At 62.0% G+C, this 21,753-nt stretch carries 21 protein-coding genes and 1 pseudogene; 6 read left to right on the forward strand and 16 right to left on the reverse strand.

What is annotated here, in order from left to right:
* Positions 1–176: 176 nt before the first annotated feature.
* Positions 177–848 (forward strand): ribonuclease HII, encoded by a 672-nt coding sequence (locus ACWPVA_RS12490; protein ID WP_454287999.1) that lies wholly within the window; start codon positions 177–179, stop codon positions 846–848.
* A 162-nt stretch (positions 849–1,010) separates the two neighbouring features.
* On the opposite strand, the gene ACWPVA_RS12495 is transcribed toward ACWPVA_RS12490, so the two are convergent.
* The 7 genes from ACWPVA_RS12495 to ACWPVA_RS12525 all read right to left on the reverse strand — a co-directional run bounded on the left by ACWPVA_RS12495 (position 1,011) and on the right by ACWPVA_RS12525 (position 6,300).
* Entirely contained in the window at positions 1,011–1,496 is a 486-nt protein-coding gene (locus tag ACWPVA_RS12495; protein WP_454288000.1) for a F0F1 ATP synthase subunit B, read from the reverse strand.
* Between the two features lie 2 nt (positions 1,497–1,498).
* Entirely contained in the window at positions 1,499–2,155 is a 657-nt protein-coding gene (locus tag ACWPVA_RS12500) for a F0F1 ATP synthase subunit B (RefSeq protein ID WP_454288001.1), read from the reverse strand.
* A gap of 80 nt (positions 2,156–2,235) precedes the next feature.
* Positions 2,236–2,463: a F0F1 ATP synthase subunit C gene (locus ACWPVA_RS12505; protein WP_006466154.1), complete on the reverse strand. Its 228-nt coding sequence runs from the start codon at positions 2,461–2,463 to the stop codon at positions 2,236–2,238.
* 69 nt (positions 2,464–2,532) lie between these two features.
* Positions 2,533–3,285, reverse strand: coding sequence for a F0F1 ATP synthase subunit A (locus ACWPVA_RS12510; protein WP_454288002.1), 753 nt, complete (start codon positions 3,283–3,285; stop codon positions 2,533–2,535).
* Between the two features lie 65 nt (positions 3,286–3,350).
* Positions 3,351–3,716 carry an AtpZ/AtpI family protein gene (locus ACWPVA_RS12515; protein ID WP_454288003.1) on the reverse strand — a complete coding sequence of 122 codons (366 nt, stop codon included), beginning with the start codon at positions 3,714–3,716 and terminating at the stop codon, positions 3,351–3,353.
* Between the two features lie 271 nt (positions 3,717–3,987).
* Positions 3,988–5,160 carry a cell wall hydrolase gene (locus ACWPVA_RS12520; RefSeq protein WP_454288004.1) on the reverse strand — a complete coding sequence of 391 codons (1,173 nt, stop codon included), beginning with the start codon at positions 5,158–5,160 and terminating at the stop codon, positions 3,988–3,990.
* A gap of 162 nt (positions 5,161–5,322) precedes the next feature.
* The gene (locus ACWPVA_RS12525; protein ID WP_454288005.1) at positions 5,323–6,300 is read right to left on the reverse strand and encodes a magnesium transporter CorA family protein; all 978 of its coding nucleotides are present in this window, start codon (positions 6,298–6,300) and stop codon (positions 5,323–5,325) included.
* 252 nt (positions 6,301–6,552) lie between these two features.
* On the opposite strand from ACWPVA_RS12525, the gene ACWPVA_RS12530 reads away from it, so the two are divergent.
* Complete coding sequence (locus ACWPVA_RS12530; RefSeq protein ID WP_454288006.1) at positions 6,553–7,023, forward strand: Hsp20/alpha crystallin family protein; 471 nt, start codon at positions 6,553–6,555, stop codon at positions 7,021–7,023.
* Between the two features lie 70 nt (positions 7,024–7,093).
* Here the strand turns inward: ACWPVA_RS12530 and ACWPVA_RS12535 are convergent, their stop codons facing one another.
* Positions 7,094–8,239: an Mrp/NBP35 family ATP-binding protein gene (locus ACWPVA_RS12535; protein ID WP_454288007.1), complete on the reverse strand. Its 1,146-nt coding sequence runs from the start codon at positions 8,237–8,239 to the stop codon at positions 7,094–7,096.
* A 466-nt stretch (positions 8,240–8,705) separates the two neighbouring features.
* A complete protein-coding gene (locus ACWPVA_RS12540) occupies positions 8,706–9,443 on the reverse strand; it encodes a helix-turn-helix transcriptional regulator (protein ID WP_454288008.1) in 738 nt (245 codons plus the stop codon).
* 396 nt (positions 9,444–9,839) lie between these two features.
* On the opposite strand from ACWPVA_RS12540, the gene ACWPVA_RS12545 reads away from it, so the two are divergent.
* On the forward strand, positions 9,840–10,727 hold the full coding sequence (locus tag ACWPVA_RS12545) for an SMP-30/gluconolactonase/LRE family protein (protein ID WP_454288009.1): 888 nt from the start codon (positions 9,840–9,842) through the stop codon (positions 10,725–10,727).
* A 215-nt stretch (positions 10,728–10,942) separates the two neighbouring features.
* Positions 10,943–11,528 (forward strand): annotated as a pseudogene (locus ACWPVA_RS12550) (PRC-barrel domain-containing protein).
* A gap of 110 nt (positions 11,529–11,638) precedes the next feature.
* On the opposite strand, the gene ACWPVA_RS12555 reads toward ACWPVA_RS12550, so the two are convergent.
* Both ACWPVA_RS12555 and ACWPVA_RS12560 read right to left on the reverse strand, forming a co-directional pair.
* Positions 11,639–13,000 (reverse strand): putative bifunctional diguanylate cyclase/phosphodiesterase, encoded by a 1,362-nt coding sequence (locus tag ACWPVA_RS12555; protein ID WP_454288010.1) that lies wholly within the window; start codon positions 12,998–13,000, stop codon positions 11,639–11,641.
* Between the two features lie 127 nt (positions 13,001–13,127).
* The gene (locus tag ACWPVA_RS12560; RefSeq protein ID WP_454288011.1) at positions 13,128–14,747 is read right to left on the reverse strand and encodes a response regulator; all 1,620 of its coding nucleotides are present in this window, start codon (positions 14,745–14,747) and stop codon (positions 13,128–13,130) included.
* A gap of 378 nt (positions 14,748–15,125) precedes the next feature.
* Between ACWPVA_RS12560 and mutL the strand changes: the two genes are divergently transcribed.
* A complete protein-coding gene (gene mutL, locus ACWPVA_RS12565) occupies positions 15,126–16,946 on the forward strand; it encodes a DNA mismatch repair endonuclease MutL (protein WP_454289583.1) in 1,821 nt (606 codons plus the stop codon).
* A gap of 65 nt (positions 16,947–17,011) precedes the next feature.
* Entirely contained in the window at positions 17,012–17,239 is a 228-nt protein-coding gene (locus ACWPVA_RS12570; RefSeq protein ID WP_454288012.1) for a DUF2093 domain-containing protein, read from the forward strand.
* Between the two features lie 24 nt (positions 17,240–17,263).
* Here the strand turns inward: ACWPVA_RS12570 and lpxK are convergent, their stop codons facing one another.
* The 5 genes from lpxK to ACWPVA_RS12595 all read right to left on the reverse strand — a co-directional run bounded on the left by lpxK (position 17,264) and on the right by ACWPVA_RS12595 (position 21,727).
* Positions 17,264–18,292, reverse strand: a complete 1,029-nt coding sequence (lpxK, locus tag ACWPVA_RS12575; RefSeq protein WP_454288013.1) for a tetraacyldisaccharide 4'-kinase — start codon at positions 18,290–18,292, stop codon at positions 17,264–17,266.
* Between the two features lie 112 nt (positions 18,293–18,404).
* Entirely contained in the window at positions 18,405–19,112 is a 708-nt protein-coding gene (locus ACWPVA_RS12580; RefSeq protein ID WP_454288014.1) for an HAD family hydrolase, read from the reverse strand.
* 20 nt (positions 19,113–19,132) lie between these two features.
* Positions 19,133–20,452, reverse strand: coding sequence for a lipid IV(A) 3-deoxy-D-manno-octulosonic acid transferase (gene waaA, locus ACWPVA_RS12585; protein ID WP_454288015.1), 1,320 nt, complete (start codon positions 20,450–20,452; stop codon positions 19,133–19,135).
* A gap of 158 nt (positions 20,453–20,610) precedes the next feature.
* Positions 20,611–20,859 carry a DUF4170 domain-containing protein gene (locus ACWPVA_RS12590; protein ID WP_454288016.1) on the reverse strand — a complete coding sequence of 83 codons (249 nt, stop codon included), beginning with the start codon at positions 20,857–20,859 and terminating at the stop codon, positions 20,611–20,613.
* A gap of 61 nt (positions 20,860–20,920) precedes the next feature.
* Positions 20,921–21,727 carry a 3'(2'),5'-bisphosphate nucleotidase CysQ gene (locus tag ACWPVA_RS12595; protein ID WP_454288017.1) on the reverse strand — a complete coding sequence of 269 codons (807 nt, stop codon included), beginning with the start codon at positions 21,725–21,727 and terminating at the stop codon, positions 20,921–20,923.
* Between the last annotated feature and the right edge of the window lie 26 nt (positions 21,728–21,753).

The raw sequence follows: 21,753 nt of genomic DNA on the forward strand, positions 1-21,753 counted from the left end.
TTTGCTCGCCTGTTCCATGATGGGGTCGGTTCGCCGCCCCCTTGCTCTTTCCGGTGCGGTCCGCCGCCTTGCGCCGGAGATAAGTCCCCGGCTGCCGCTTCGGCGGTTTGCTTCCCCTGCCGGCCGTCGATGCTGGGGACTTGCAGGAGGTCGGGTGCGCGTGCGATTTCTGCCGCATGAAATCTCGCACGCCACCCGATTCTCCGAGTTTTTTCGCCGACCTGCCGTCCGGCCCCGATTTCGAGTTCGAGAGGCTCACGATGCGGCGCGGCTTGTTCCCCGTTGCCGGCACCGATGAGGCTGGGCGGGGACCGCTCGCCGGCCCGGTGGTCGCCGCGGCCGTTATCCTCGATGAAGGCAATATACCCACCGGGCTCAACGATTCGAAGAAACTGACCGCCGCTCACCGAGAGCGTCTGTTCGACGAGATTCTCGCTGCGGCTACTGTCTCCATCGCCTCTTCCTGCCCGCGCCATATCGATGCCCGCGATATCCGCAAGGCAAGCCTCGACGCCATGCGCAGGGCCGTCGCCGGCCTTGCGCTGCCGCCGCTGCATGTGCTCGCCGATGGGCGCGATGTGCCCGACGGGCTGATCTGCTCGGGCAGGGCTGTGATCAAAGGCGATTCGCGCTCCCTGTCGATCGCTGCCGCCTCGATCATCGCTAAGGTCACCCGCGACCGAATGATGACCCGTGCCGCCCTCACCTTTCCCGCCTACGGCTTCGAAAGCCATGCCGGTTACGGCACCGATCGCCACCGTACCGCAATCGCAATCAGCGGCCCGTGTATCCTCCATCGGATGAGCTTCCGGCCGTTGCGAAGCGACGTTGAAGAAATGTGCGGCTAGCGCTGCCCCCCGCACTCCCAGGCAACGCCCATCAAGCATATCCACACCGCGGACGACCCGCGTGATGGACAGACCGCACCCGGCTTAACCGCCCGAACAGCACGCAAAGAAAAAGCCGGGCGTCTGCACCCGGCTCTTCCGAATTCACAATAGGCTGAGACCTCAGTTGAGGCGTGACTTGACCTCGCCGACGGCGCCGTTGAACAGCTTGTCCTGCACGGCAGCATCGGTCTTCTTGGCCAGCACGGCTTCCGCTGCGGCAATGGCCAGATCGACGGCTGCCGAGCGCACGGCATTGACGGCTTCCGTCTCTGCCTGCTTGATCTTCTGCTCGGAGAGCGCATTGCGGCGCGCGACGAACTCCTCGGTCTTCTGCTTGGCTTCCGCCGTCAGCATGGCAGCCTCGCGTTCGGCGGCAGCGACAATGCTGGCAGCTTCCGCCTCGGCTTCCTTACGCTTGCGCTGGTATTCGGCCAGAACGTGCTGGGCTTCCTCGCGCAGACGCTTGGCTTCCGCCAGTTCGTCACGGATCTTGTCGGCGCGGGCGTCGAGCGACTTCGCCACCATGCCCGGAACCTTGAGATAGACGATCAGGGCGAAGAACAGGAGAAGGCCGACGAAAGCGAAGAATGTTGCGTCGAATTGCATGATCAAGCCCCCTGCTTTGCGACGCCGCTGACGGCCGCCTTGATATCCGCGGCGGTTGCCTTCGTGCCGATCAATTGCTCGACGATCGAACCGACCGTATCGACGGCGATGGTATCGACCTCGGCGAAAGCTTTGCCCTTGATCTCGGCGATGCGAGCTTCGGCTGCTGCGATCTTGCCGGCGAGTTCCGCTTCGATAGCAGTCCGTTCCGCATCAGCCTTGGCCTTGGCGCTGTCGCGCGCGGTCGCCGCGATCTGCCCGGCCTTCGCCCTGGCAGCAGCGAGTTCGCGCTCGTATGTTTCAATGGCGGTATCGGCCTCGGACTTCAGCCGAGCGGCCTCGTCGAGATCCTGGGCAATCCGGTCGTGCCGGTTTTCCAGAATACCGCCGACGCGCGGCACGATGACCTTCTGCATGAGCACGTAGAAAAGACCGAACGTAATCACCAGCCACAGGAGCTGGGAGGCGTAGGTCGACTGGTCGAACGGCGGGAAAACGCCACCGCCATGCCCCGCGTCTTGGGCAACACCGGTCTCCGTATGAACTTCGCCGTGTACGGGTGCTTCTTCCGTATGAACCTGGCCCTCTACTGGGGCAGTTTCGGCAGGAGTCTGGCCCGGCGCCGGGGTATCCTGCGCATAGGCGGGGGTCACAAACATGCTCACCTCCAGGTGTATTCTCAAATGCGAAGGATCACGGCTGCACTAATGCGAGCCGTGACCCCAGAACCCGGCCGGTATTAGACGGCGAACAGGAGGAGGAGAGCGATGAGCAGCGAGAAGATGCCCAGAGCTTCCGTAACGGCGAAGCCGAATACCAGACGGCCGAACTGGCTGTCAGCGGCCGACGGGTTGCGCAGTGCGCCGGACAGGTAGTTGCCGAAGATATTGCCGAGGCCCAGAGCCGTGCCGGCCATGCCAAAGCAAGCCAAACCTGCGCCGATGTACTTTGCTGCTTCCGCTTCCATGAATGAACTCCTTCGAGATGTTTGTTGCGGCAAATGACAGACGCCGATCGGCGCCGTTGTCGTTGATCCTCAGTGCCCGCCCGGGTGTATGGCGTCGTTGAGGTACATGCAAGTCAGTACCGCAAAGACATAAGCCTGCAGGAAGGCGACGAGGAACTCGAGACCCGTCAGAGCGACGGTCATGATCAGGGGTAGAATGGCGCCACCAATGCCCAGTGCGCCCATGGTTCCAAGCGATGCGACGAAGCCCGCGAACACCTTGAGCGTAATGTGTCCAGCCAGCATGTTGGCGAACAGACGAATGGACAACGAAATCGGGCGCGAAAGGAACGAGATGATTTCAATCGGCACGACAAGCAACAGGAGCGCCGCGGGCACGCCCGAGGGGACGAAGAGCTTGAGGAAGCCGAAGCCGTGCTTCATGAACCCATAGACCAGCACCGTGCCGATGACGAACATCGCCAGCGCAAAGGTTACGATGATCTGGCTAGTGATGGTGAAGAAGTAAGGCATCATGCCGAGCAGATTCGCGGTCAGCACGAACATGAACAGCGAAAAGACCATGGGGAAGAACTTCATGCCATGGCTGCCCGCGCCCTCGCGCAGCATCGAGGCGATGAATTCATAAGACATTTCGGCAACCGACTGTGCGCGGGTCGGGATAAGACCGCGGCTCGAGGTCGAAAAGTAGAGAAAGGCGGACGCGCAAGCGACCGTCGCGACCATGAACAGCGAGGCATTGGTGAACGAAAAATCAATCCCGCCGATCTCGATCGGAACAATCTTCTGGATCTGGAACTGATGAGTCGGATCGTTTGCCACCGTCTGGTCTCTTTCGCTTTTAGCCCGCCGACGGGCGGGTTCTGCCTGTTTCGCGCCTCGCAGCCTTACCGGCCGGCTTCGCGCTTGTCCTCTGCATCAGTGCTGCGGTCCGCCGGATGGGGCGACGAAACCTTGCCCGCAGTCCTCAGCACGTTCAAAACACCGGCACAGAACCCGAGCAACAGGAGCACGATCATGCCCCAGGGCGCAGTACCGACAAAACGGTCGAAAAGATAGCCCAGGATCGCGCCGACGACGACGGCGGAGATGAATTCGCTCGAGAGCTTCATCGCTTCGGCATAACCCTTGCGGTTCTGCGTGACGCGCTCTTCGGCTTCTTCTTCACCCCTCGTCGCGACACCCCTTACCGCCAGTTCGGCACCAAGGCGCTTGCGACGCTCTTCCAGACCCTCTTTGCGGTTCTCGGTCATGCTCGCCTCCGTCCGTTTCTGCATTTTCACCGGACCAAGGCGGCCCGGCAGCACTGTAGATACGGCAGGAGTTGAACCCTTCCAGCCCGTCTTGAAGTCGCGCGCACCATAATTTTGAGAGCCCCCATAGTCAAGGCATACCAAGGGCAAGTTTCACTACAAATTAACCGGTTAAAATCATATACTTAAGTCGCAAGCGCCGAATCTTGGGGGGCACTTGGCGGCAAAACCTGGTCGATGGTCGCAGGGAAGCTCGGTCTTTTGGCTGGGATCAGCTCCAGCCGCCGCCATAGGTCCGATAGAAGACGTGCAGGCCGATCCTGCCGACCTTCTTCATCGAGCGAGCCCAGCCTGGGCGGACATAGATGGCATGATAATGTGTGGAGGAACCGACCTCCGTCAACCAGATCTTGCCGGCCGTAACCGCAAGCGCCACTTCATGCGCCACTTTCCAGTGATGCTGGGATTTCACCCGATCCTTGATGTTGTCGCAGGCGAAGGAGAACTGGCAGCGGTTGCGCCAATCCTGATTCTGATAGACGACACCGCAGATCGTATCCGGATAGGCCGGATTGCGCACGCGGTTGAGGATGACCTGGGCGACGGCCGCCTGGCCTTTCACCGATTCGCCGCGCGCTTCGAAGTAGATGCCCGAGGCGAGGCATTGCTGCTCGCGGGCGGAGAAGACCTGCGGCGGCAGAACACTTGCCGCCCAGGCATGATCCTGCGGACCGATCTCCGGCACGAAGCGGCCGGCTTCCGGCTTCTTCGCCAAGAGGGCATCGAAAGGCGAGACGCTTGCAAAATCCGGTTCGGCCGGAGCATAGGCGGTCGCCAGCACGTCGGCCTGCCTATTGGTAACGAGCGAAGCGAGCATGGGTGGCACGCCGGTGCTCGCCTCGGGTGCGGACTTCTTGAAATAGAAGGACGCGAGTTCGATCGGCTTCGCTTGCGTGCGTGCAAAGGTGGTCAACTCGTTCGGCGCCTTCTTCGGATCGAGGAGCGAGGAAGTGCGCTTGAGGACCGAACCTGCGGTGAAGGCCTTGGGCGGCTGCATCACCTCCACCGCGATTACCCTGCCTTTCTTCAAGCTACGGGTGACACGGTCCTCATCCGGTCGCAGATCGGCCACGGCCTTACCGCCATCAAAGGCGATCTTGCGCCCGTCAGGCAACAGGATGCCACTGTTGCTGTTGAGGACGGACGATGATTCTGTGTCGCCAAAGGCGAGTTGCGCCTGGTGGACCGACCCTGCCGGAGAAGCGGTCAGCACCATGCGCCAGTTGCTGCTGCCCCGGTCTTTGCCGGTGATAAGGCCCGCGAGGTCGGCTTGGGCCGCAATGGATGGAAAGGCGAGCCAGGACACCAGGCCAAAGACCACGGGGGACGCCCACTTCTCGACATGGGAGGTGGACAGCTTCAGCAAACGGCTTCTCGGGCGCAAACCGGTACTCCATACGTTACAACGGCTATATTAGAGAAATATCCGTCATTAACCTTGATGCTTGGTTAATGCGCATGCGTTCGGTGGCGCGGCAGGGCACAAAAATGCCACCGGCATGTGCGATGGAAAGCTGTCGATTTTGTGTTGAACGCAGCCGGCTTTTCAGAGCCAGCCTTTCCACCGGAAGAACAGGAATGGAATGATCGCCGACAGAAGCATGGCGACCATCGCCGCTGCATAGCCAAACTGCCAATGAAGTTCCGGCATGAACTGGAAGTTCATCCCATAGATCGAGGCGACCAGCGTCGGCGGCAGGAAGACAACGGAAGCGATCGAGAAGATCTTGATGATGGCGTTCTGCTCGACATTGATCAGCCCAAGCGAGGCGTCGAGCAGGAAGGTGATGTTGTTCGAAACGAATCCGGCATGCTCGGACAGTGACTGGATGTCACGGGCGACGATCCGGCACAGTTCGTCGGCCTCCTTGTCCTTGCGGATGATCGACAGCGAGCGGAGGAACGTGACCAATCGCGACAAGGAAACGAGGCTGTCGCGCGCCTTGCTAACGAGCCGATGATGGCTTGCGATGTCGAGCAATTTATCCTCGAGAAAGCGCGGACGCCGGCGCTTCGCTGTCTTCCTGTCGACGAAGACTTCGGTTGACAGCGCATCGACACGTGCAACCGCGATCTCGAGCACTTCCGCCGTACGGTCCGCGATGGTCTCGATGAGGCGGGCGAGCATTTCCTCCGCCGTCTTGTACCTGCCGGGCACTCGCATCAGCGCGGTGCTGAACAGGGAGAAGGACCTCGGCTCGGCATAGCGGATGGTGACCAGACGGTTGCCGCTGAGGATGAATGCGACGTCGGTGATTTCCGGCAAGTCCGTCTCGACCTTGTAGACCAGTGACGCAGTCATGAAGACGACGTCGTTCTCCACATAGAGTCGGCTCGATGGCTCTATGTCCTTCAAGTCCTCTCGCGTTGGCAGTGGAATGCCCAGCAAACGCTCCGCCAGTTGTTCTTCGGCTCGGTCGGGATTGACGAGATCGAGCCACAGGAATGTGGAATCGAGACTCGTCCGCTGATCGCTGGCGGGAATGATCTCCGCCGTTCCGTCGGGTCTGTGGGCCCTGATCAAATTGGAAACACTTTCATGGCGCCCCAGTCACGGCAGCAGTTTGTCACAGCCGGCGACCAAACACCTCGCTGCCGCAAATTGCAAGGACCTTGTGCCCTGGCCGTCGCGACCAACAGAACGCCCTTCGTTGGCCGTCTGCGGTCACGCGACGGAGGTTCGAACCCACCGCGGTGATTGATTTCAATCAATGCGCAACCTATCCTCAGAACTACTATTCTCACGCTTGGAATAGCAATTTTTCAGGAGGATAGCATGGCAGACAAGTCACCAAGTCTTCTTCCCAGCCTCTGGTCCGACAACCCCTTCGCCGACCTGCGCAAGGAAATGGATCAGGCTCTCGAAAGCTTCTTCGGCAAGAACAAGCTTCTATCCGCCTCTGCGGGAGAGGCCTTTCTCGCACCGTCGATCGATGTCGTCGAAAAGGACGACCAGATCGTGCTCACCGCCGAGCTTCCTGGCATTTCCGAGGACGCAATCGACATCGCGATCCAGAGCGGCGTGCTGAGCCTGAAGGGCGAGAAGAAAATGGAAAAGAAGGACGACAAGGACAACTACCATGTCGTTGAACGGCGCTATGGCAGCTTCCAGCGCTCCATGCGGCTCCCGCCGAGCGTCGATGAGGCGGCAGTCGCGGCCAAATTCGACAAGGGCGTACTGACCATCACAATGCCCAAGAAGCCGGGCACGGCGCCGGCTGAACGCAAGATCGCGATCGAAAAATAACAACGGATCGCGCTATCCCGCCGCCCCCCATCCGCCTTGGGGGCGGCGGTTGATTTTTCAGTCGCTCGCCTCACTCGAAAACGATCGAAGGGGCCGTGCGGCCGGAGCGCGTCTGCACTTGCTCCCAGACTTTCTCGGCAATCTCGCGATAGACCTTGGCTTGCGGGCCTTCCGGATCCGATACGACGACCGGCGTGCCGGCATCCGACGTTTCGCGGATCGAGATGGTCAGTGGCACTTCGCCAAGGAAAGGCACGCCGATCCTCTCGGCCTCCGCCCTCGCCCCACCATGGCCGAAGATGTCGTAGCGCGCACCCGTATCCGGAGCGATGAAATAGCTCATGTTCTCGACGATGCCAAGGACGGGCACCTCGACCTTGTTGAACATGTTGAGGCCCTTGCGGGCATCGATCAGGGCCAGGTCTTGCGGCGTTGAAACGATCACGGCGCCGGACAGCGGGACCTGCTGGGCCATGGTCAGCTGAGCGTCGCCGGTGCCTGGCGGCATGTCGACCACCAGCACGTCGAGATCGCCCCAGGCGACTTCGCGCAGCATCTGCATCAGGGCCGATTGGACCATCGGTCCGCGCCAGATCATCGCCGTGCCCTCGTCGACCAGGAAGCCCATCGACATGACCTTGATGCCGTAATTCTCCATCGGCACGATGATGCGGTTCTCGATCTGCTGCGGCCGGCCGGAAATTCCCAAGAGGCGCGGCATGGAGGGTCCGTAGACATCCGCGTCGAGGATGCCGACCTTAAGGCCGTTGGCCTTCATGCCCAAAGCGAGGTTCACCGCTGTCGTCGACTTGCCGACACCGCCCTTCCCGGAGGCAACCGCGATGATCGCCCCGATGCCGGGAATGTTCTGCTTGGCGGGACGCTGGCCCGAAGGCGCCTGGGCCGGCGCATGGGAGTGGGCGTGCGCGGCCGGTTGCGGCCTTGGCGCCGGGGCTGCGCCCGCCTTGCGTTCGGCGGTCAGGCTGACCAGCGCGCCCTTGACGCCCGGAATGGCCTTGACCGCCCGTTCGGCGGCCTGACGCAGCGGCTCGAGATCGTTTGCGCGTTCGGCCGGGACGGTGATGGAGAAATACACCTTTGCGTCCGAGATGAAAACATCCGAGACCATGCCGAGGGCGACGATGTCGCGCTCCAGATCGGGACCGCGAACGGTCTTCAGCGTCTCCAGAACCTCATCTCTCGTGACTGTGCTCATTCCACCCTCTCAGAGTTCCGCTCGGCCGGGAGCCGACTGCGCTCTAGATAGTGGACAGGGGCCGCTTCGCCAACCGGAAAAGCGTGCGCAGGACGAGGCAGGTTGCGCGCTGCGGTCCCGCGTTGCCGCAACGCCGGTCATCCGGTGAGCGCAAGTTCAACAGAAAAAGCCGCCGCCGAATGATGTCCGGAGTGGCGAACATCTTCGACGACGGCTTCCCCTTGCCGCACCTTTTGCAGGTGACATGCAACGTCCCCTCTGGACTGGTTTCTATAAATGCAGAAACCGTGCCAGTTCCGTCAGCCGCTGTTTTTCCTTGATCTTTCAGGGATCTAACGGCGAAAGCCGGTGAACTCCCGGTTTCCCCGGCGGTCTTGCGCCCAGATTTTGGGCGGTCTCGAGGCAACCGCGCAAAATAGATGCAATGACCGACCGTGCGGAGCCGACCGGATGAATGACGTCGAGTTTACTTGATCAGTCCGAGCCGCAGTGCCTTCGCGACTGCCTGCGTGCGGTTCACGGTGTCGAGCTTCTTGGTGGCCCGATTCAGATAGTGGTTGATGGTGTGCTCCGAAAGCCCGAGGATCTCGGCGATCTCGACGCTCGTCTTGCCGGCCGCCGTCCAGTTCAGGCAGTCGATCTCCCGTTCGGTCAACATGTCCGTGGCACGATTGTCGAACTCACGGATCTCGGCCAGGCGATTGTAGATGTGAACGGAGAGATACATCAACTCCATCATCTCCGTCGGCGAAAACGCCGGGCGGTCTCCGGTAAAAGAGATGGCACCGCGCATCCCGGAGGCCTCGTGGACAGGGAAATAGGCGCCGCGCGGCATGCGATAGCGTTCGAACAGCGACTTAGAGATATCTGTCGTGCGTGCATCGCGTTGCTTGGCGACGTGTTCAATCTCGAATGTGAACGGCGCCGTCGCGGTCCGCAGACGGGTGAGGATCGGACTCGATGACAGCAGGGCAATCTGGTCGTATTGCGCGATCAGATCCGCCGGCCAATTGGTGATGATCGAATTGCTCGACAGATCAAGCGACGTCGCCGACGGCAGGTTCAGCACCATGAACGCGCGCGCGCCATACTGTTCAGTCAGCCGCTTCATGAAGCGGAAGACATCGAACTGGGTCTTGAATCCGCCGATATCGGCGATCTGGTCCGCAACACGGTTGGCGCCGTCAGTATCAATCGAACTCATGATATATTTTTCTTCGCAAGGCCCCAGAAACAACAAGCGACGAGCGCCACTTGTGGCGAGATCCGGTCTTCGATGGAAACCGAAGACAGATCCTGTGTGGCCGGTCCGCTCCCCCCGAAACGCAATCTGGCCACACGTGACAATCGTCAAATTCGCAATTCCGCGCGTCGCTTTGAGATGCCGCGACCAGTTTCTATTGACACAGAAAGGAAGAATTCTATCGATTGCATAAGGCAAGCGCGCCGGATCGGCAAATCCGGCCCACCCACGCGTCGGACAATAGCCGTAGAAACATGCGGCCGTCCAGCAACTAACTTTATTTTACACCAAAGCCTGCAAACAGGGAGGCGGATTTCCGCTTCGGCCCTCGGGCAACGATCAACGGGAGAAGACATAGTGACCTCACACCATCCGTTTGTTGGAACCGTGCTCGACGAGACTCGACTGGAACTCGGTGAGGGTCCCGTCTACGATCCCGACCTCGACTGCCTCTGGTGGTTTGACATTATTGGCCGAAGTCTGCGGCGTTACGATCTCGCAACCGGGGCGGCCAGCGCGCGGACACTGCCCTTCATGGGCAGCGTAATTGCGCGGATCGACGGAACCTGCCACCTTGTGGCTTCCGACGAGGGTCTGTTCCTCCGCGATCTCGCCACCGGCGAATTCACCCCGCATTGTGAACTGGAGCCCGTAAGCCGCGGCAACCGCTCCAACGACGGACGGGTACACCCTTGCGGCGCGTTGTGGATCGGCACGATGGGCAAGGACGCAAAAACTGGCGCCGGCGCGATCTATCACGTCGCGGGAAAGACCGTGACGCGGATCTTCGATGCCGTCAGTATTCCCAATGCGATCTGCTTCTCGCCCGACGGCGCCACCGGCTATTTCGTCGATTCCAAGATCAATAAGCTGATGCGCGTACCGCTCGATGCGACGACCGGCCTTCCCACAAGCGCTGCCAGCGTGCTGATCGACGGCCGCGACCTGCCGGGCGTGTTCGACGGCTCGGTCTGCGACGCCAATGGGGACATCTGGAGTGCCCGCTGGGGCGATGGCGCGCTCAACAGATACGACGCAAGCGGCCGCCACCTTGCCCGCCATGACATGCCAGCGCGGCGGGTCACCTGCCCTGCCTTCCTCGGCCGAGAAGCCAACCGCCTGATCGTGACCTCCTGCTGGGAAGGCCTGGGGGCCGACGAGCGGGCTGCCGATCCGATGGCGGGAGCGACCTTCGAGTTGGGTATTCCCGTCGAAGGCCGCATTGAGCCCGCTTTCAGACTTTGAGCGAACGGCAACCTGCCGTGCCAGGCATGGCGGTGCTGGCGGTCATGCGCCGAAAGCCCGAATGTTCCGCGCCGCGGCAAAAATAAACGGTGCACTTTTTCGGGAACGATTGGCGGCTCTGAACATTTCCCTCTCGAACCGACGCGGTCGGCTTTGCTTTCGCCAGGCAGGTCGCGTTTTTCGCAAGACCATCTCAGAGGAAAGGTAGGTCCACCATGAAAAAGACCCTCACCACTTTCGCAGCCGCTGTTCTGCTCGGCTCCACCGCTATCGCTCCGCTTGCCTACGCACAGGACGCAACAACCACCGCGCCGGCCACCGGTACCGAAGCCCCCGCTGTTGCCCCCATGACGGACACCAACCCCGACGCAGCGGCCACCACGGCCGTTCCGGACGCAACGTCCACCATGGCCGCTACGACGGATACTTATCTGATCGAGCAGGGCGCAACCCAGATCAGCGCCAACAACCTCATCGGCCAGTCGGTCTATGCTGCTGGCGATGAATTGATCGGCTCGGTCAACGACCTGATCATCGAAGAAAAGGGCGGCATCGTCGCAGCAGTGATCGGCGTCGGCGGCTTCCTCGGAATCGGGGCAAAGGACGTTGCCGTACCGATGAGCAAGATCACGCTAACCCGTGATGTCGACAATGTGAACGAGCTTCGCCTGACGACGACGGAAACCGCCGACTCTCTCAAGGGCGCTCCGGAGTTCAAGCGGCTTGAAGACCAGGCCGACGCGAGCCTCGACCATGACCCCGACCGACAGCACCACCACCTCGTCGACGGTTACCAAGTAACCTGGAACGAGGGACGTGTTGACCCCTCAAGGGCGATGCTTCGGCATCGCCCTTTTCCGTATGAGCCGCATTCAGACACATGCGCGGCAACATGAAAAATCCGGGACGTTTCAGGCGCTGGCTCGTTCGACAAGCGCGAATTCGGTGTGATGGTCGTTGAGATAGCGGAGTGTGGCCGCAGCATCCGCCGGCTTGCCGAAATAGTAGCCCTGACCCATGCCGCAGCCGAGGTGCCGCAGTTTTTCGGCTTCCGAGGCTGTTTCGATCCCCTCGGCCACCACTTCGAGATCAAGCCCCTCGCACATTGTGACGATTGCCTTGATGATGTGTTCCGACGTTCGGTCCGTGGTGATAGCCGAGACGAAGGCGCGGTCGATCTTGACCTTGTCGAAGGTGAAGTCGCGCAACCGGCCGAGACTGGATTGTCCGGTGCCGAAATCGTCGAGCGAGATGCGAATGCCGGCCTCGCGCAGTTCGCCGATAATGCGGCGCGCCGTGTCGGCCGAAGTCATAACGGCGGTCTCGGTGATCTCGAGTTCGAGGCGGCGCGGATCGAAGCCGACGGCCGACAGGATCGACAGCGTGTTAAAGGTCGTACGCGGATCCATCAGCTGCGCCGAGGACAGGTTGAACGACAGGAAAAGCTCGCGCGGCCAGGCAAGAGTCGCTTCCGCCGCCTTGCGCAGCAAGGTCTCCGACAGCATGTCGATAAAGCCACGCTCCTCGGCGAGCGGCACGAAGATAGCAGGAGACACGAAACCGAGATCCGGGTCGTTCCAGCGGGCGAGCGCCTCGAAGCCGACGACACGGCTGTCGGCAAGCGAGACGATCGGTTGGAAGTGCACATCGACATTGTCGTTGATGATGGCGTTGCGAAGCGCCTGCTCGAGCTGCGTGGCGCGCTTCATCTCCTGCGCGATCTCGCGCGAATAGACGGTAATCTGGCCGCGGCCGCGGCGCTTGGAACGGTAGAGCGCAGTTTCGGCGCTTTTCATCAGCTCTTCGAAATCCGCGCCGGCGAAGGGATAGACCGCGAAACCGAGGGAGGCGGAGAGACGAACATTGCGATCGCCGAGATCATAGGGCGCCGACAGCACGTCCTTGATCATCTGGCCGGTGCGCTCCGCACCGATCCGTTCAAAGACGAGCGGCAGGATGATGGCGAATTCGTCCCCGTCGTGGCGGGTTACGGTCGCACCGTCCGGCACGCAGGCCTTCAGTCTGTGGGCGACCTGGCAAAGGATTTCATCGCCGGCGACTGAACCGAACAGATCGTTGATCGGTTTGAAACCATCGAGATTGACGATGGCGACGGTGAAAGGTGCCGGATCGGCGGCCCGTTCGCCGGCCAGCAGCCGCACCTTGTCGCGCAGCCGGTACCGGTTTCCCAGCCCGGTCAACTGATCGGTATAGGCCATTGCCTGAAGCTCGTTCTGGCTCACCTGAGGCAATATTGGTCCGGCAGGGTCCATCGACGCATCCTGGATTAAATCCTCTCAATAAGTCGTGAGGATGAGAGCCAAACATTAAAAAACAATAGTTTTTTCCACGGCCCTGCGCAGCGAGATCGACCCATGATTTGGGGGGTTGACAAGCTCCTCAGACCGCTATTGCACCCTTTTGCGCCGGGAGTGCTCGTGCAAGCACGGCCTCGACGGCATCCGGGCTCAACGGCTTGAGGATCACATCGTTCATCCCTGCCGCAAAGCATTCCTCGCGATCGCGCTCAAACGCCTGAACCAAGACACCGATAACGGGGGTCGGACGCCGCGCACCCTGTTCCATCTCGCGAATACGGCGGCAGGCCTCGAAGCCGTTTATGACAGGAAGGGTAACGTCCATCAGCACGATATCGGGCCGGAGTTCATAGCACAGCTGCACGACCTCCTCGCCGTTTGCCGCGATTCGATAGGCATAACCGAGGCCCTCGAGGATTTGCGAGAAGACGATCTGGTTGATGTCGTTGTCCTCAGCGACCAGAACCAATGGCGCTGCTGCAATCTGGGACGGAGCGTTCCGCTCTGTATCGCGGACGGTGATCTCCCAGTCAGCGGCCCGGCTCGGCTGCTGTCCGGCCAGCTTCTCCATGACAAGGAAGGCAAGTTCGGTATCCAGCTGAAAGCCGTCGAGGGTGACGATTGCGATCCCGTAGCTCTCCGCCACTTCCAGGCATTGGACGTCCATCTGCGTGTCGAGAACGATCAGGTCGACCGCCACGCTGACGGAGCGGGCGACGCTCAAAAAGGCCTCCTGCTCGGCGGCATTGCGCACGCAGCAGGCCTCGAGGCCAAGGCGCTGGAAGATCTTAAGGCTCTTCGCCTCGAACTCGGTGTCGGCGGTGACCAGCAGGGCCTTCCGACCGATCGGCGCTGCGTGGTGTTCCCGGTCATCGGCGCCTGCTTTCGACGCCATAGCCGTCACCTCAACCGGCGAGGTGCATGTGATGGCGGCAACCTCGGCTTCGCCCGCCACGGCGAAAGTGGTGACGATGAAATAGCGGCCTGGTTTGCCGACGCGCAGCGAGCGCAGCGTCATGCGCCGGTCGTCGGCGGCGGCATCCGACAACTCGACCGCCGTCGTCGACGGCGTGCCTGTCTCCAGCACATGCCTGGTCACAGCAGTCAGCTGAGCGCCAATCTCGTCGGCGAAGGCACTGGCAAGCGTGCCGCCCAGAACGCTCTCGGCCGAAATGCCCATGGTGGCACAGAATGCCTTGTTCACCGCGACCATGCCGAGGTTGCGATCCTGGACGAAGACCGGTTGCGGCAGGTTGTCGAGGATTTCCTCGGTGAGTTGCACGCGCTCCATGTCGGCGCGCCATTGCTCCTCACGCTTCTTCTGCTCCGTGATGTCGGTGATCACGCAAATGCCGTGACCGGAGGGCAGCCGCCGCTTGCTGAGCTTGGTCCAGCGATTCTGCTGGTCGCACTGCTGCACCTCGGAGCGTTCGCGCCAGTGCGCGGAGATATGTTCGGCGACCCATTCGTCCCGGCCTTGGACGGCGCCTTCCTTGCCACCCATCGTCGCGCCGCGCCAGCCGGCGTCGTAGATTGCGCCGAGATAGTCACGCAATCGGGTGCCCGGCGTCAGGAATTGCGGCGGGACCGGAAAGTAGCTGGCAACGAGACGGCTGGCATAAATCAACTCGTCGTTGCGATCATAGACCACGAAGGCCACGGCGAGCACTTCCGACACGGCGTCGAGCATGGTCGTCTGCATTGTTGCATCCGATACCGGGCTCACCATCCGTCGCTACCCTCGCCTATCGTCACCATGGACTGGTGTAAACTTAATGACGCTGGCGTCTTGAAACACAGGGGTATAGGCGACCAGCCAAAATCTCACGTATTTCGCAACGCAACCGGACATGCCGAAGGAAAGGCCTTGATTCGGCGACGGGGTCTTTGTGAAGGACGCTTCGGCGACGTCTTTCCCCCTGCTGGCAGGCCAGCCTTGCCGTAAAACATTTCAAGTCTGCGTTGAAACTATCGAGCTAAGCTTAAGGCGAACTTAATAGCCTGTTATAGATGTGCCGCTTTTGGTCAGGTCGCGCAGTTCCCGCTTCCCATGGCACTGCAAATCCTCGAAAATAGAATGATGAACATCAAGCAGCTCTCCGAAACGCTCGTCAACCAGATCGCCGCCGGCGAGGTCATCGAACGGCCGGCCAGCGCCGCCAAGGAATTGATCGAGAACGCCATCGACGCGGGTGCGACACGCATCGAGATCGCCACCGCCGGGGGCGGCAAGAGCCTACTGAGGGTCGCCGACAACGGCTCCGGCATGGAGGCGGAAGATCTTGAGCTTGCCATCCGCCGCCACTGCACGTCAAAAATCAGCGACACGCTTTTCGACATCCGCACGCTCGGCTTTCGCGGCGAGGCCCTGCCGTCGATCGGCTCGGTCGCAAGGCTCAGCATCGCCAGCCGAAGGGCCGGCAGTGCTGAAGGCGCGGAGATCGTCGTGGCCGGCGGCAAGGTCTCACCCGTCAGGCCAGCCGCCGCCAATCCCGGCACGACGGTCGAGGTGCGTGACCTGTTCTTCGCCACCCCTGCCCGGCTGAAATTTCTCAAGACCGAGAGGGCGGAAGCGGCGGCGATAACCGAAGTGGTCAAGCGCATGGCGATCGCCTTCCCGGCGATCCGCTTCGTGCTATCGGGCAGCGACCGCTCGACGCTGGAACTGCCCGCGACCGGCGAGGACCATCTGGCGCGCATCGCCCAGGTGCTTGGCGCCGACTTCCGCGACAATGCGATCGCGCTCGACGCCGAGCGCGAGGACGTGCGTCTCGGCGGCTTTGCCGGGCTACCAACCTTTCATCGCGGCAATTCCGCCCATCAATATGCCTTCGTCAACGGTCGCCCGGTGCAGGACAAGCAGATCCTCTCGGCGATCCGCGGCGCCTATGCCGAGACCATGCCGCAGGGCCGCTATCCGGTCGCGGTGCTGTCCCTGACGCTCGATCCGGCGCTGGTTGACGTCAACGTGCATCCTGCAAAATCGGACGTGCGCTTCCGTGATCCAGGCCTGGTGCGCGGCCTGATCGTCGGGGCCATCCGCGAGGCGTTGAAGCACGAAGGCGACCGGGCCTCGACCACGGGGGCCGGAGGCATGCTGCGTGCCTTCCGCCCCGGCTTTCGCCCGACGCCCTCCCCCGCCCCCGGCGGCAGCTGGAGCTTCCAGTCATCGCCCTATCGGCCGTTCGACACTTCCCCACCCGGCGCCTCTGCAAATGGCTTCAGCGAGGCAACGCAGGCGGCTTTCGGCGAAACCGGGATGCCCGCGGCCCGGGCCGAAAGCTTTGTGCCGCGCGAGACCGCCGTGCAGGAGCCGGCTTCCTTCCCGCTCGGGGCAGCCCGCGCGCAGGTCCATGCCAATTACATCGTTTCGCAGACGAAGGACGGACTCGTCATCGTCGACCAGCACGCCGCCCATGAGCGGCTGGTGTTCGAGCAGATGCGCAGGGCGCTTTCCGGACGGCGCCTGCCGTCGCAAGGCCTGCTGATCCCGGAGATCATCGACCTTCCGGAAGAGGATTGCGACCGTCTCATGGTGCATGCGGAGGCGCTCGAACAGCTCGGGCTCGCCATCGAGCGCTTCGGCCCGGGGGCGATCGCTGTACGTGAAACACCGGCCATGCTGGGCGAGATGGACGTGCCGGGCCTGATCTGCGAACTCGCCGACGAGATCGCAGAATGGGACACCGCCGAAGGGCTTTCGGCGAAACTGGACCATGTTGCCGCCACCATGGCCTGCCACGGATCGGTGCGCTCCGGGCGCCAGCTGAGAGTGGAGGAAATGAATGCCCTACTCAGGCAGATGGAAGAGACACCCGGATCGGGCCAATGCAATCATGGCCGGCCGACCTATGTCGAACTGAAGCTTTCGGACATCGAGCGGCTGTTCGGGCGAAGCTGAAAAGGCTGGAAATCACGCCGATGGCACGCTATGGCAGTTTCGTTACACGCAGGAGGTCCAGTACTATGAACCGTTTCGAAGGTGGAAGCCGGGAAGCCAAGGTCCGTTACCTCGACGCGGACTTCCAGATCCTGTCGCCGGGCTCCTATGTAACCTGCGCGATCACCGGCCAGCCGATCATGATCGACGAGTTGAAATATTGGAGCGTCGCACGGCAGGAGCCCTATATCGACGCAGCCGCCTCGCTCGAGGCCGAAAAGCGCGCCGGCACGCTTCCCAACCAGAAACGCTGATCCGCAGGCCGCCGTTTAGAGCGTTTACTTCTTCAGCCGTCGCGCGCGAAAAGCCTCCACGGCCTGATCGATGACGAGCGCCGGGGCATGCGGATCATCAAAGACCATCTCCACATCGACCACGCTGACCCGCTCGCGCAATTCCTCCGAGCGTCCATGGCCGCCGGCAAGGCGCACCACATCCTTGGCAGTCGTTGCAAGGATCAGGCCGCCAGCGTCGGCGTGGGCAATCAGATCGTCGATCTCGTCGTCGCTCAAGTGGTGATGGTCGGGGAAGTCGCGCGTCTCCACGACATCGGCGCCAATCGTTTCGAGCGTGCGGTAGAACTTGCCGGGATCGGCAATGCCGGCGAAGGCGAGCACGCGCTGCCCGGCAAGACATGAATTGCCGCGCGGCTTGAGCTTGGCGACCATGACCTGCTTGCCAGCCCGCGCCGCCTGGCGCACGAGCTGGTCGGCAGCATTGCCGTCACCGACCTTGAGGATCGCGTCGAGATGGCGCATCTGAACCGCGACCGGCGCACGCACCGGGCCGCCGGGAACGATATGACCGTTGCCGATGCCACGACCGGTATCGATCACCACCAGGGCAAAATCGACCGCCAGCCGGGCGCTTTGGAACCCGTCGTCCATGATGATGAGGTCAGCACCTTCCTTGACCAGACGTTCGGCACCGGCGACACGACGCCGTGAAACAACCGTCAACGCCTCGCGGGCGAGCAGCAGCGGCTCGTCACCGACATCGACTGAACGGTGATGTTCGGGATCGACGACGGTGGTGACATCGAGCGAACCGCCGTAGCCACGGCTGAGAAAACCTGGCTTCAGTCCCTTGGCCTTGGCGGCGCGAGCGATCATCAGCGCGGTCGGCGTCTTGCCGGCTCCGCCGACGGTGAAATTGCCGACGCAGATGACCGGAACCGGCGGCGCGTAGCGCCGCTTGCGGCCCATGCGATAGCCCGCAACCTTGCCGTAGAGGAAGGACAAGGGCGACAGCCCCCAGGCACGCCAGTCGGGCTTCATCCACCAGAAGGGCGGCGCTTCCGATACCATCTCTCGGCTTCCCTTGTTTCCGCGGGTTCCGCCCGCAGCCTCGCATCGGCGGCAACAGAGCCTGACCGCATGGCTTGCGTCAAGTCGAACGTGCCATTTCGGGACAGGTCGCTCAGCCCAGAACGGCTTCGAGCTCCGTAATATCGTTGAGGAGAACGTCGCACGCCTCTTCGAGAGACTGTCGCGACCCGGTGCCGGACAACACCGCGATCTTCAGGCCGGCGCCCGCATTGTGGCCCATGTGAAGGTCGTGGTTATTGTCGCCGACCACGGCCACCTGGTGCGGCGCAAGCCCGGTCTCGGCGCAGAAGCCCAGCACCATGCCGGGACCCGGCTTGGAACCATGGCCGCTGTCATAGCCGGCGACGAAATCGACATAGGCGTCGATACCGAAGCGCCGCACCGTGACGCGGATCGATCTCTCGTTATCGCTGGAGGCGATGCCGAGACGTAGCCCCCGCTCGTGCAACCGGGCAAACAGCGGTTGAAGTTCGGTCACCGGCACGGACAGCTCGGCGGCGCCAGCGAAAAGATCATCGATCAGCGGCACCAGCGTTTCCAGATCAAAAGGCGCACCGGCGGCGATCAGACCCTCTCCGATTTCGCGGCTGTTGCCGGCGGCCAAAAGGCTGTCGGGCACGAGATCACCAGACACCGGATCCATGCCGCAGGCAGCCAGCAGCCTGTCGGCAAGTTTGGCATCATTGGCCGCGGCGATCAGCGCCAGCTTGCGGTTGACCGGCGCCCAGCTTGCATCGAAGTCGAGAAGGGTACCGTCCTTGTCGAACAAAATGCCAGCAATATCTGATATCGCAGCCAAGAGCCCCTCCTTTGTCAGCGTCAGCCGTGGCGCGCAGCGCGCGGCTCAAGCTTCGCCTTGACGGTCAGGGGATTGATGTAGGGCTCCAGGCTTTTGACCGTCGCCATCAGCGCGCCCCGCATTTCCTGCATGCTCTCCATGCCGGCATCGATCATCTTGTGGCGGGCAAGATCATTGGTCGTCAGGAAGTGCACGGCCTTGGCGAGCATTTCGGCGTCGCGGACGATGCGGGCACTGCCGTTGCGCACCAGGCGCTGGTAGCTTTCGCGAAAATTCCCGACCTTGGGACCGGACAGGATCGCACAACCGAGCATGGCGGGCTCCAGCGGATTCTGCCCGCCCTCGCCGGTCAGCGAGCGCCCGACGAAGGCAATCTCTGTCAGGCGCAGGTAAAGGCCCATCTCGCCAATCGTATCACCCAGAAAGACATCGACATCGGGGGTCACGGCATCGTCGCGGGTGCGGCGCGCGACCTTCAGCCCCTTCTCGGTCATCATCGCCTCAATTTCGTCGGCACGCTCGGGATGGCGCGGCACGACGATCGACAGCAGGCCCGTGTGGGCATTCAGCGCACGATGCACCATGCTGGCGATCTTTTCCTCGCCGTCGAATGTGGAGATCGCAGCCCAGGTCTTGCGTTGGCCGATCTGCTGACGATAGCGTTCCAGGACCGTCACGTCGCAGGGCGGCGCGTCGCTGTCGACCTTGATATTGCCGGAGACATTGACCGGCCATGCGCCGAGATCGCGGAACCGTTCGGCGTCGAGCTCGGACTGGGCGATGACCAGCGACAGCTTCGAGAACAGCGCTTCCGCGATCGACGAATGGCGCCGCCAGCGGTCGAAGGAACGGTCGGACATGCGAGCATTGACGAGGATCTGCGGGATATGCCGCTTGTGCAGTTCCATCAGCGTGGTCGGCCAGATTTCCGATTCCACCGAGATTGCCACGTCGGGCCGCCAATAGTTGAGGAAGCGACGAACCGCTGGCCTAACGTCGAGTGGCACGTATTGATGCAGGATCTCGCCGTCGAGTCGGAAGCGGGCAAGCTCGGCCGAGGTGACAGTACCAGTGGTCAGAAGGACATTGATGTCGCGACGGCGCAACTCGCGCATCAAGGGCACGATGGCGAGCGTCTCTCCGACGCTGGCTGCATGCATCCAGACGAGCGGGCCAAGGGGGCGATCAATCGCTGGATAGCCGTATCGTTCATGGCGACGGGCGCGATCTTCCTTGCCCTTGGCGGCGCGCAAGGCAAGCAATGGCCCCGTCAGCGGATAAGCGGCAACGCCCGCCCAGCCGTAGGAGGCTATGATCAACGATGCAAGACCATCGCTCATCGCCATTACTCGGGACCGTCTCTGTTCATCGTGACCGCCATTTCGCCCTTTCCGGGGTTGGCTAGGCAAAAATCTCTGATGCTTCAAAACTACGTTTTAAAAGTGACATAGGGCAACGGCCGGGACCTTCGTCCACAGGCCACCACCCAAAAAAGTCCTCAGCTCTCGATTGTCTTGCCGCCCGGGGTCAGCAAACGGTGCATATGCACGATGAAATAGCGCATATGGGCATTGTCGACGGTCTGCTGGGCCTTGGCTTTCCAGGCCGCCAAAGCGCTCGCATAGTCAGGGAACATGCCGACGATGTCGAGGTCGTTAAGGTCGCGAAACTGGACTTCCTCCAGGCTTGACAATTCGCCGCCGAAGACGAGGTGAAGAAGCTGCTTGCTCTCGCTGGATTCCGTCATTCCCGATTTCTTTCAGTTCGCGTTATCTCCCACCTTCCTCTGCTCGATTTCGCAGAAAAGGTCAACCGCGCGGCAGGAGAAGGAGGTGTTTCAGCAGGTCCGGAAGTTCAGCGTCGATGGCAGCGCAAAGCTCGCCATGACTGACATCCGGCCGGTTGTAGCAGAGCAGTTCGCCGGCAAGATCGACAAGACGCCCGCCAGCGCGCTCCAGGATCAGGTCGGCGGCGGCGAGATCCCAGTCATGGGAATTGCGTTTTACCAACGTCGCATCGATCCGGCCCTCGGCGACCATGGCGAGCCGATAGGCGAGCGACGGGATATGCTCGACGCGCTCGATGCGGGCCCGGATGACGGCGTCGAAGGCGGAAACGATGTCCTGCGGGGTGGCGACGCGCAGGCGCTCGTCGGGCCGATGCGCGGCAACCGTGATCGGCTGGCCGTTCTTCAGCGCCGGGCCGTCGATACAGGCGGCAAACTCCTCGTCGAGCGCGGGTGCAACCAGGACGCCGGCCACCGGCCTGCCCCCATGTACCACCGCGACGCTGACGCACCAGGTCTTGCGGCCGTTGATGAAGGCACGTGTGCCGTCGATCGGATCGACGACGAACAGTGTCTCGCAGTCGAGCCGCGCCGGATCGTCGTCGGTTTCCTCCGACAGCCAGCCATAGGTCGGGCGGGCCTTGCGCAGTTGATCTTCGAGACAGCGGTTGGCAGCATAGTCGGCGGCACTGACCGGCGAATGGCCCTCGTTCTTCCACCAGACTTCCGGCGACTGGCCGAAATAGCTGAGCGCCACCGCGCCGGCTTCGCGCGCAGCCGTGGCGATCAGCGTCATGTCCGCCTGCCAGTCGAAGGTCGTCTTGCCCATTGGTTCCATTTCTCCCGGCCCGCGGT

Source organism: Rhizobium arsenicireducens (assembly GCF_964021225.1).

Excerpts from the sequence above, each read along its gene's own strand:
- ACWPVA_RS12490 (WP_454287999.1), top strand. The coding sequence starts at position 177 with ATGAAATCTCGCACGCCACCCGATTCTCCGAGTTTTTTCGCCGACCTG.
- ACWPVA_RS12495 (WP_454288000.1), bottom strand. The coding sequence starts at position 1,496 with ATGCAATTCGACGCAACATTCTTCGCTTTCGTCGGCCTTCTCCTGTTC.
- ACWPVA_RS12500 (WP_454288001.1), bottom strand. The coding sequence starts at position 2,155 with ATGTTTGTGACCCCCGCCTATGCGCAGGATACCCCGGCGCCGGGCCAG.
- ACWPVA_RS12505 (WP_006466154.1), bottom strand. The coding sequence starts at position 2,463 with ATGGAAGCGGAAGCAGCAAAGTACATCGGCGCAGGTTTGGCTTGCTTT.
- ACWPVA_RS12515 (WP_454288003.1), bottom strand. The coding sequence starts at position 3,716 with ATGACCGAGAACCGCAAAGAGGGTCTGGAAGAGCGTCGCAAGCGCCTT.
- ACWPVA_RS12530 (WP_454288006.1), top strand. The coding sequence starts at position 6,553 with ATGGCAGACAAGTCACCAAGTCTTCTTCCCAGCCTCTGGTCCGACAAC.
- ACWPVA_RS12535 (WP_454288007.1), bottom strand. The coding sequence starts at position 8,239 with ATGAGCACAGTCACGAGAGATGAGGTTCTGGAGACGCTGAAGACCGTT.
- ACWPVA_RS12540 (WP_454288008.1), bottom strand. The coding sequence starts at position 9,443 with ATGAGTTCGATTGATACTGACGGCGCCAACCGTGTTGCGGACCAGATC.
- ACWPVA_RS12555 (WP_454288010.1), bottom strand. The coding sequence starts at position 13,000 with ATGGACCCTGCCGGACCAATATTGCCTCAGGTGAGCCAGAACGAGCTT.
- ACWPVA_RS12560 (WP_454288011.1), bottom strand. The coding sequence starts at position 14,747 with ATGCAGACGACCATGCTCGACGCCGTGTCGGAAGTGCTCGCCGTGGCC.
- mutL (WP_454289583.1), top strand. The coding sequence starts at position 15,126 with ATGAACATCAAGCAGCTCTCCGAAACGCTCGTCAACCAGATCGCCGCC.
- ACWPVA_RS12570 (WP_454288012.1), top strand. The coding sequence starts at position 17,012 with ATGAACCGTTTCGAAGGTGGAAGCCGGGAAGCCAAGGTCCGTTACCTC.
- lpxK (WP_454288013.1), bottom strand. The coding sequence starts at position 18,292 with ATGGTATCGGAAGCGCCGCCCTTCTGGTGGATGAAGCCCGACTGGCGT.
- waaA (WP_454288015.1), bottom strand. The coding sequence starts at position 20,452 with ATGAGCGATGGTCTTGCATCGTTGATCATAGCCTCCTACGGCTGGGCG.
- ACWPVA_RS12590 (WP_454288016.1), bottom strand. The coding sequence starts at position 20,859 with ATGACGGAATCCAGCGAGAGCAAGCAGCTTCTTCACCTCGTCTTCGGC.
- ACWPVA_RS12595 (WP_454288017.1), bottom strand. The coding sequence starts at position 21,727 with ATGGGCAAGACGACCTTCGACTGGCAGGCGGACATGACGCTGATCGCC.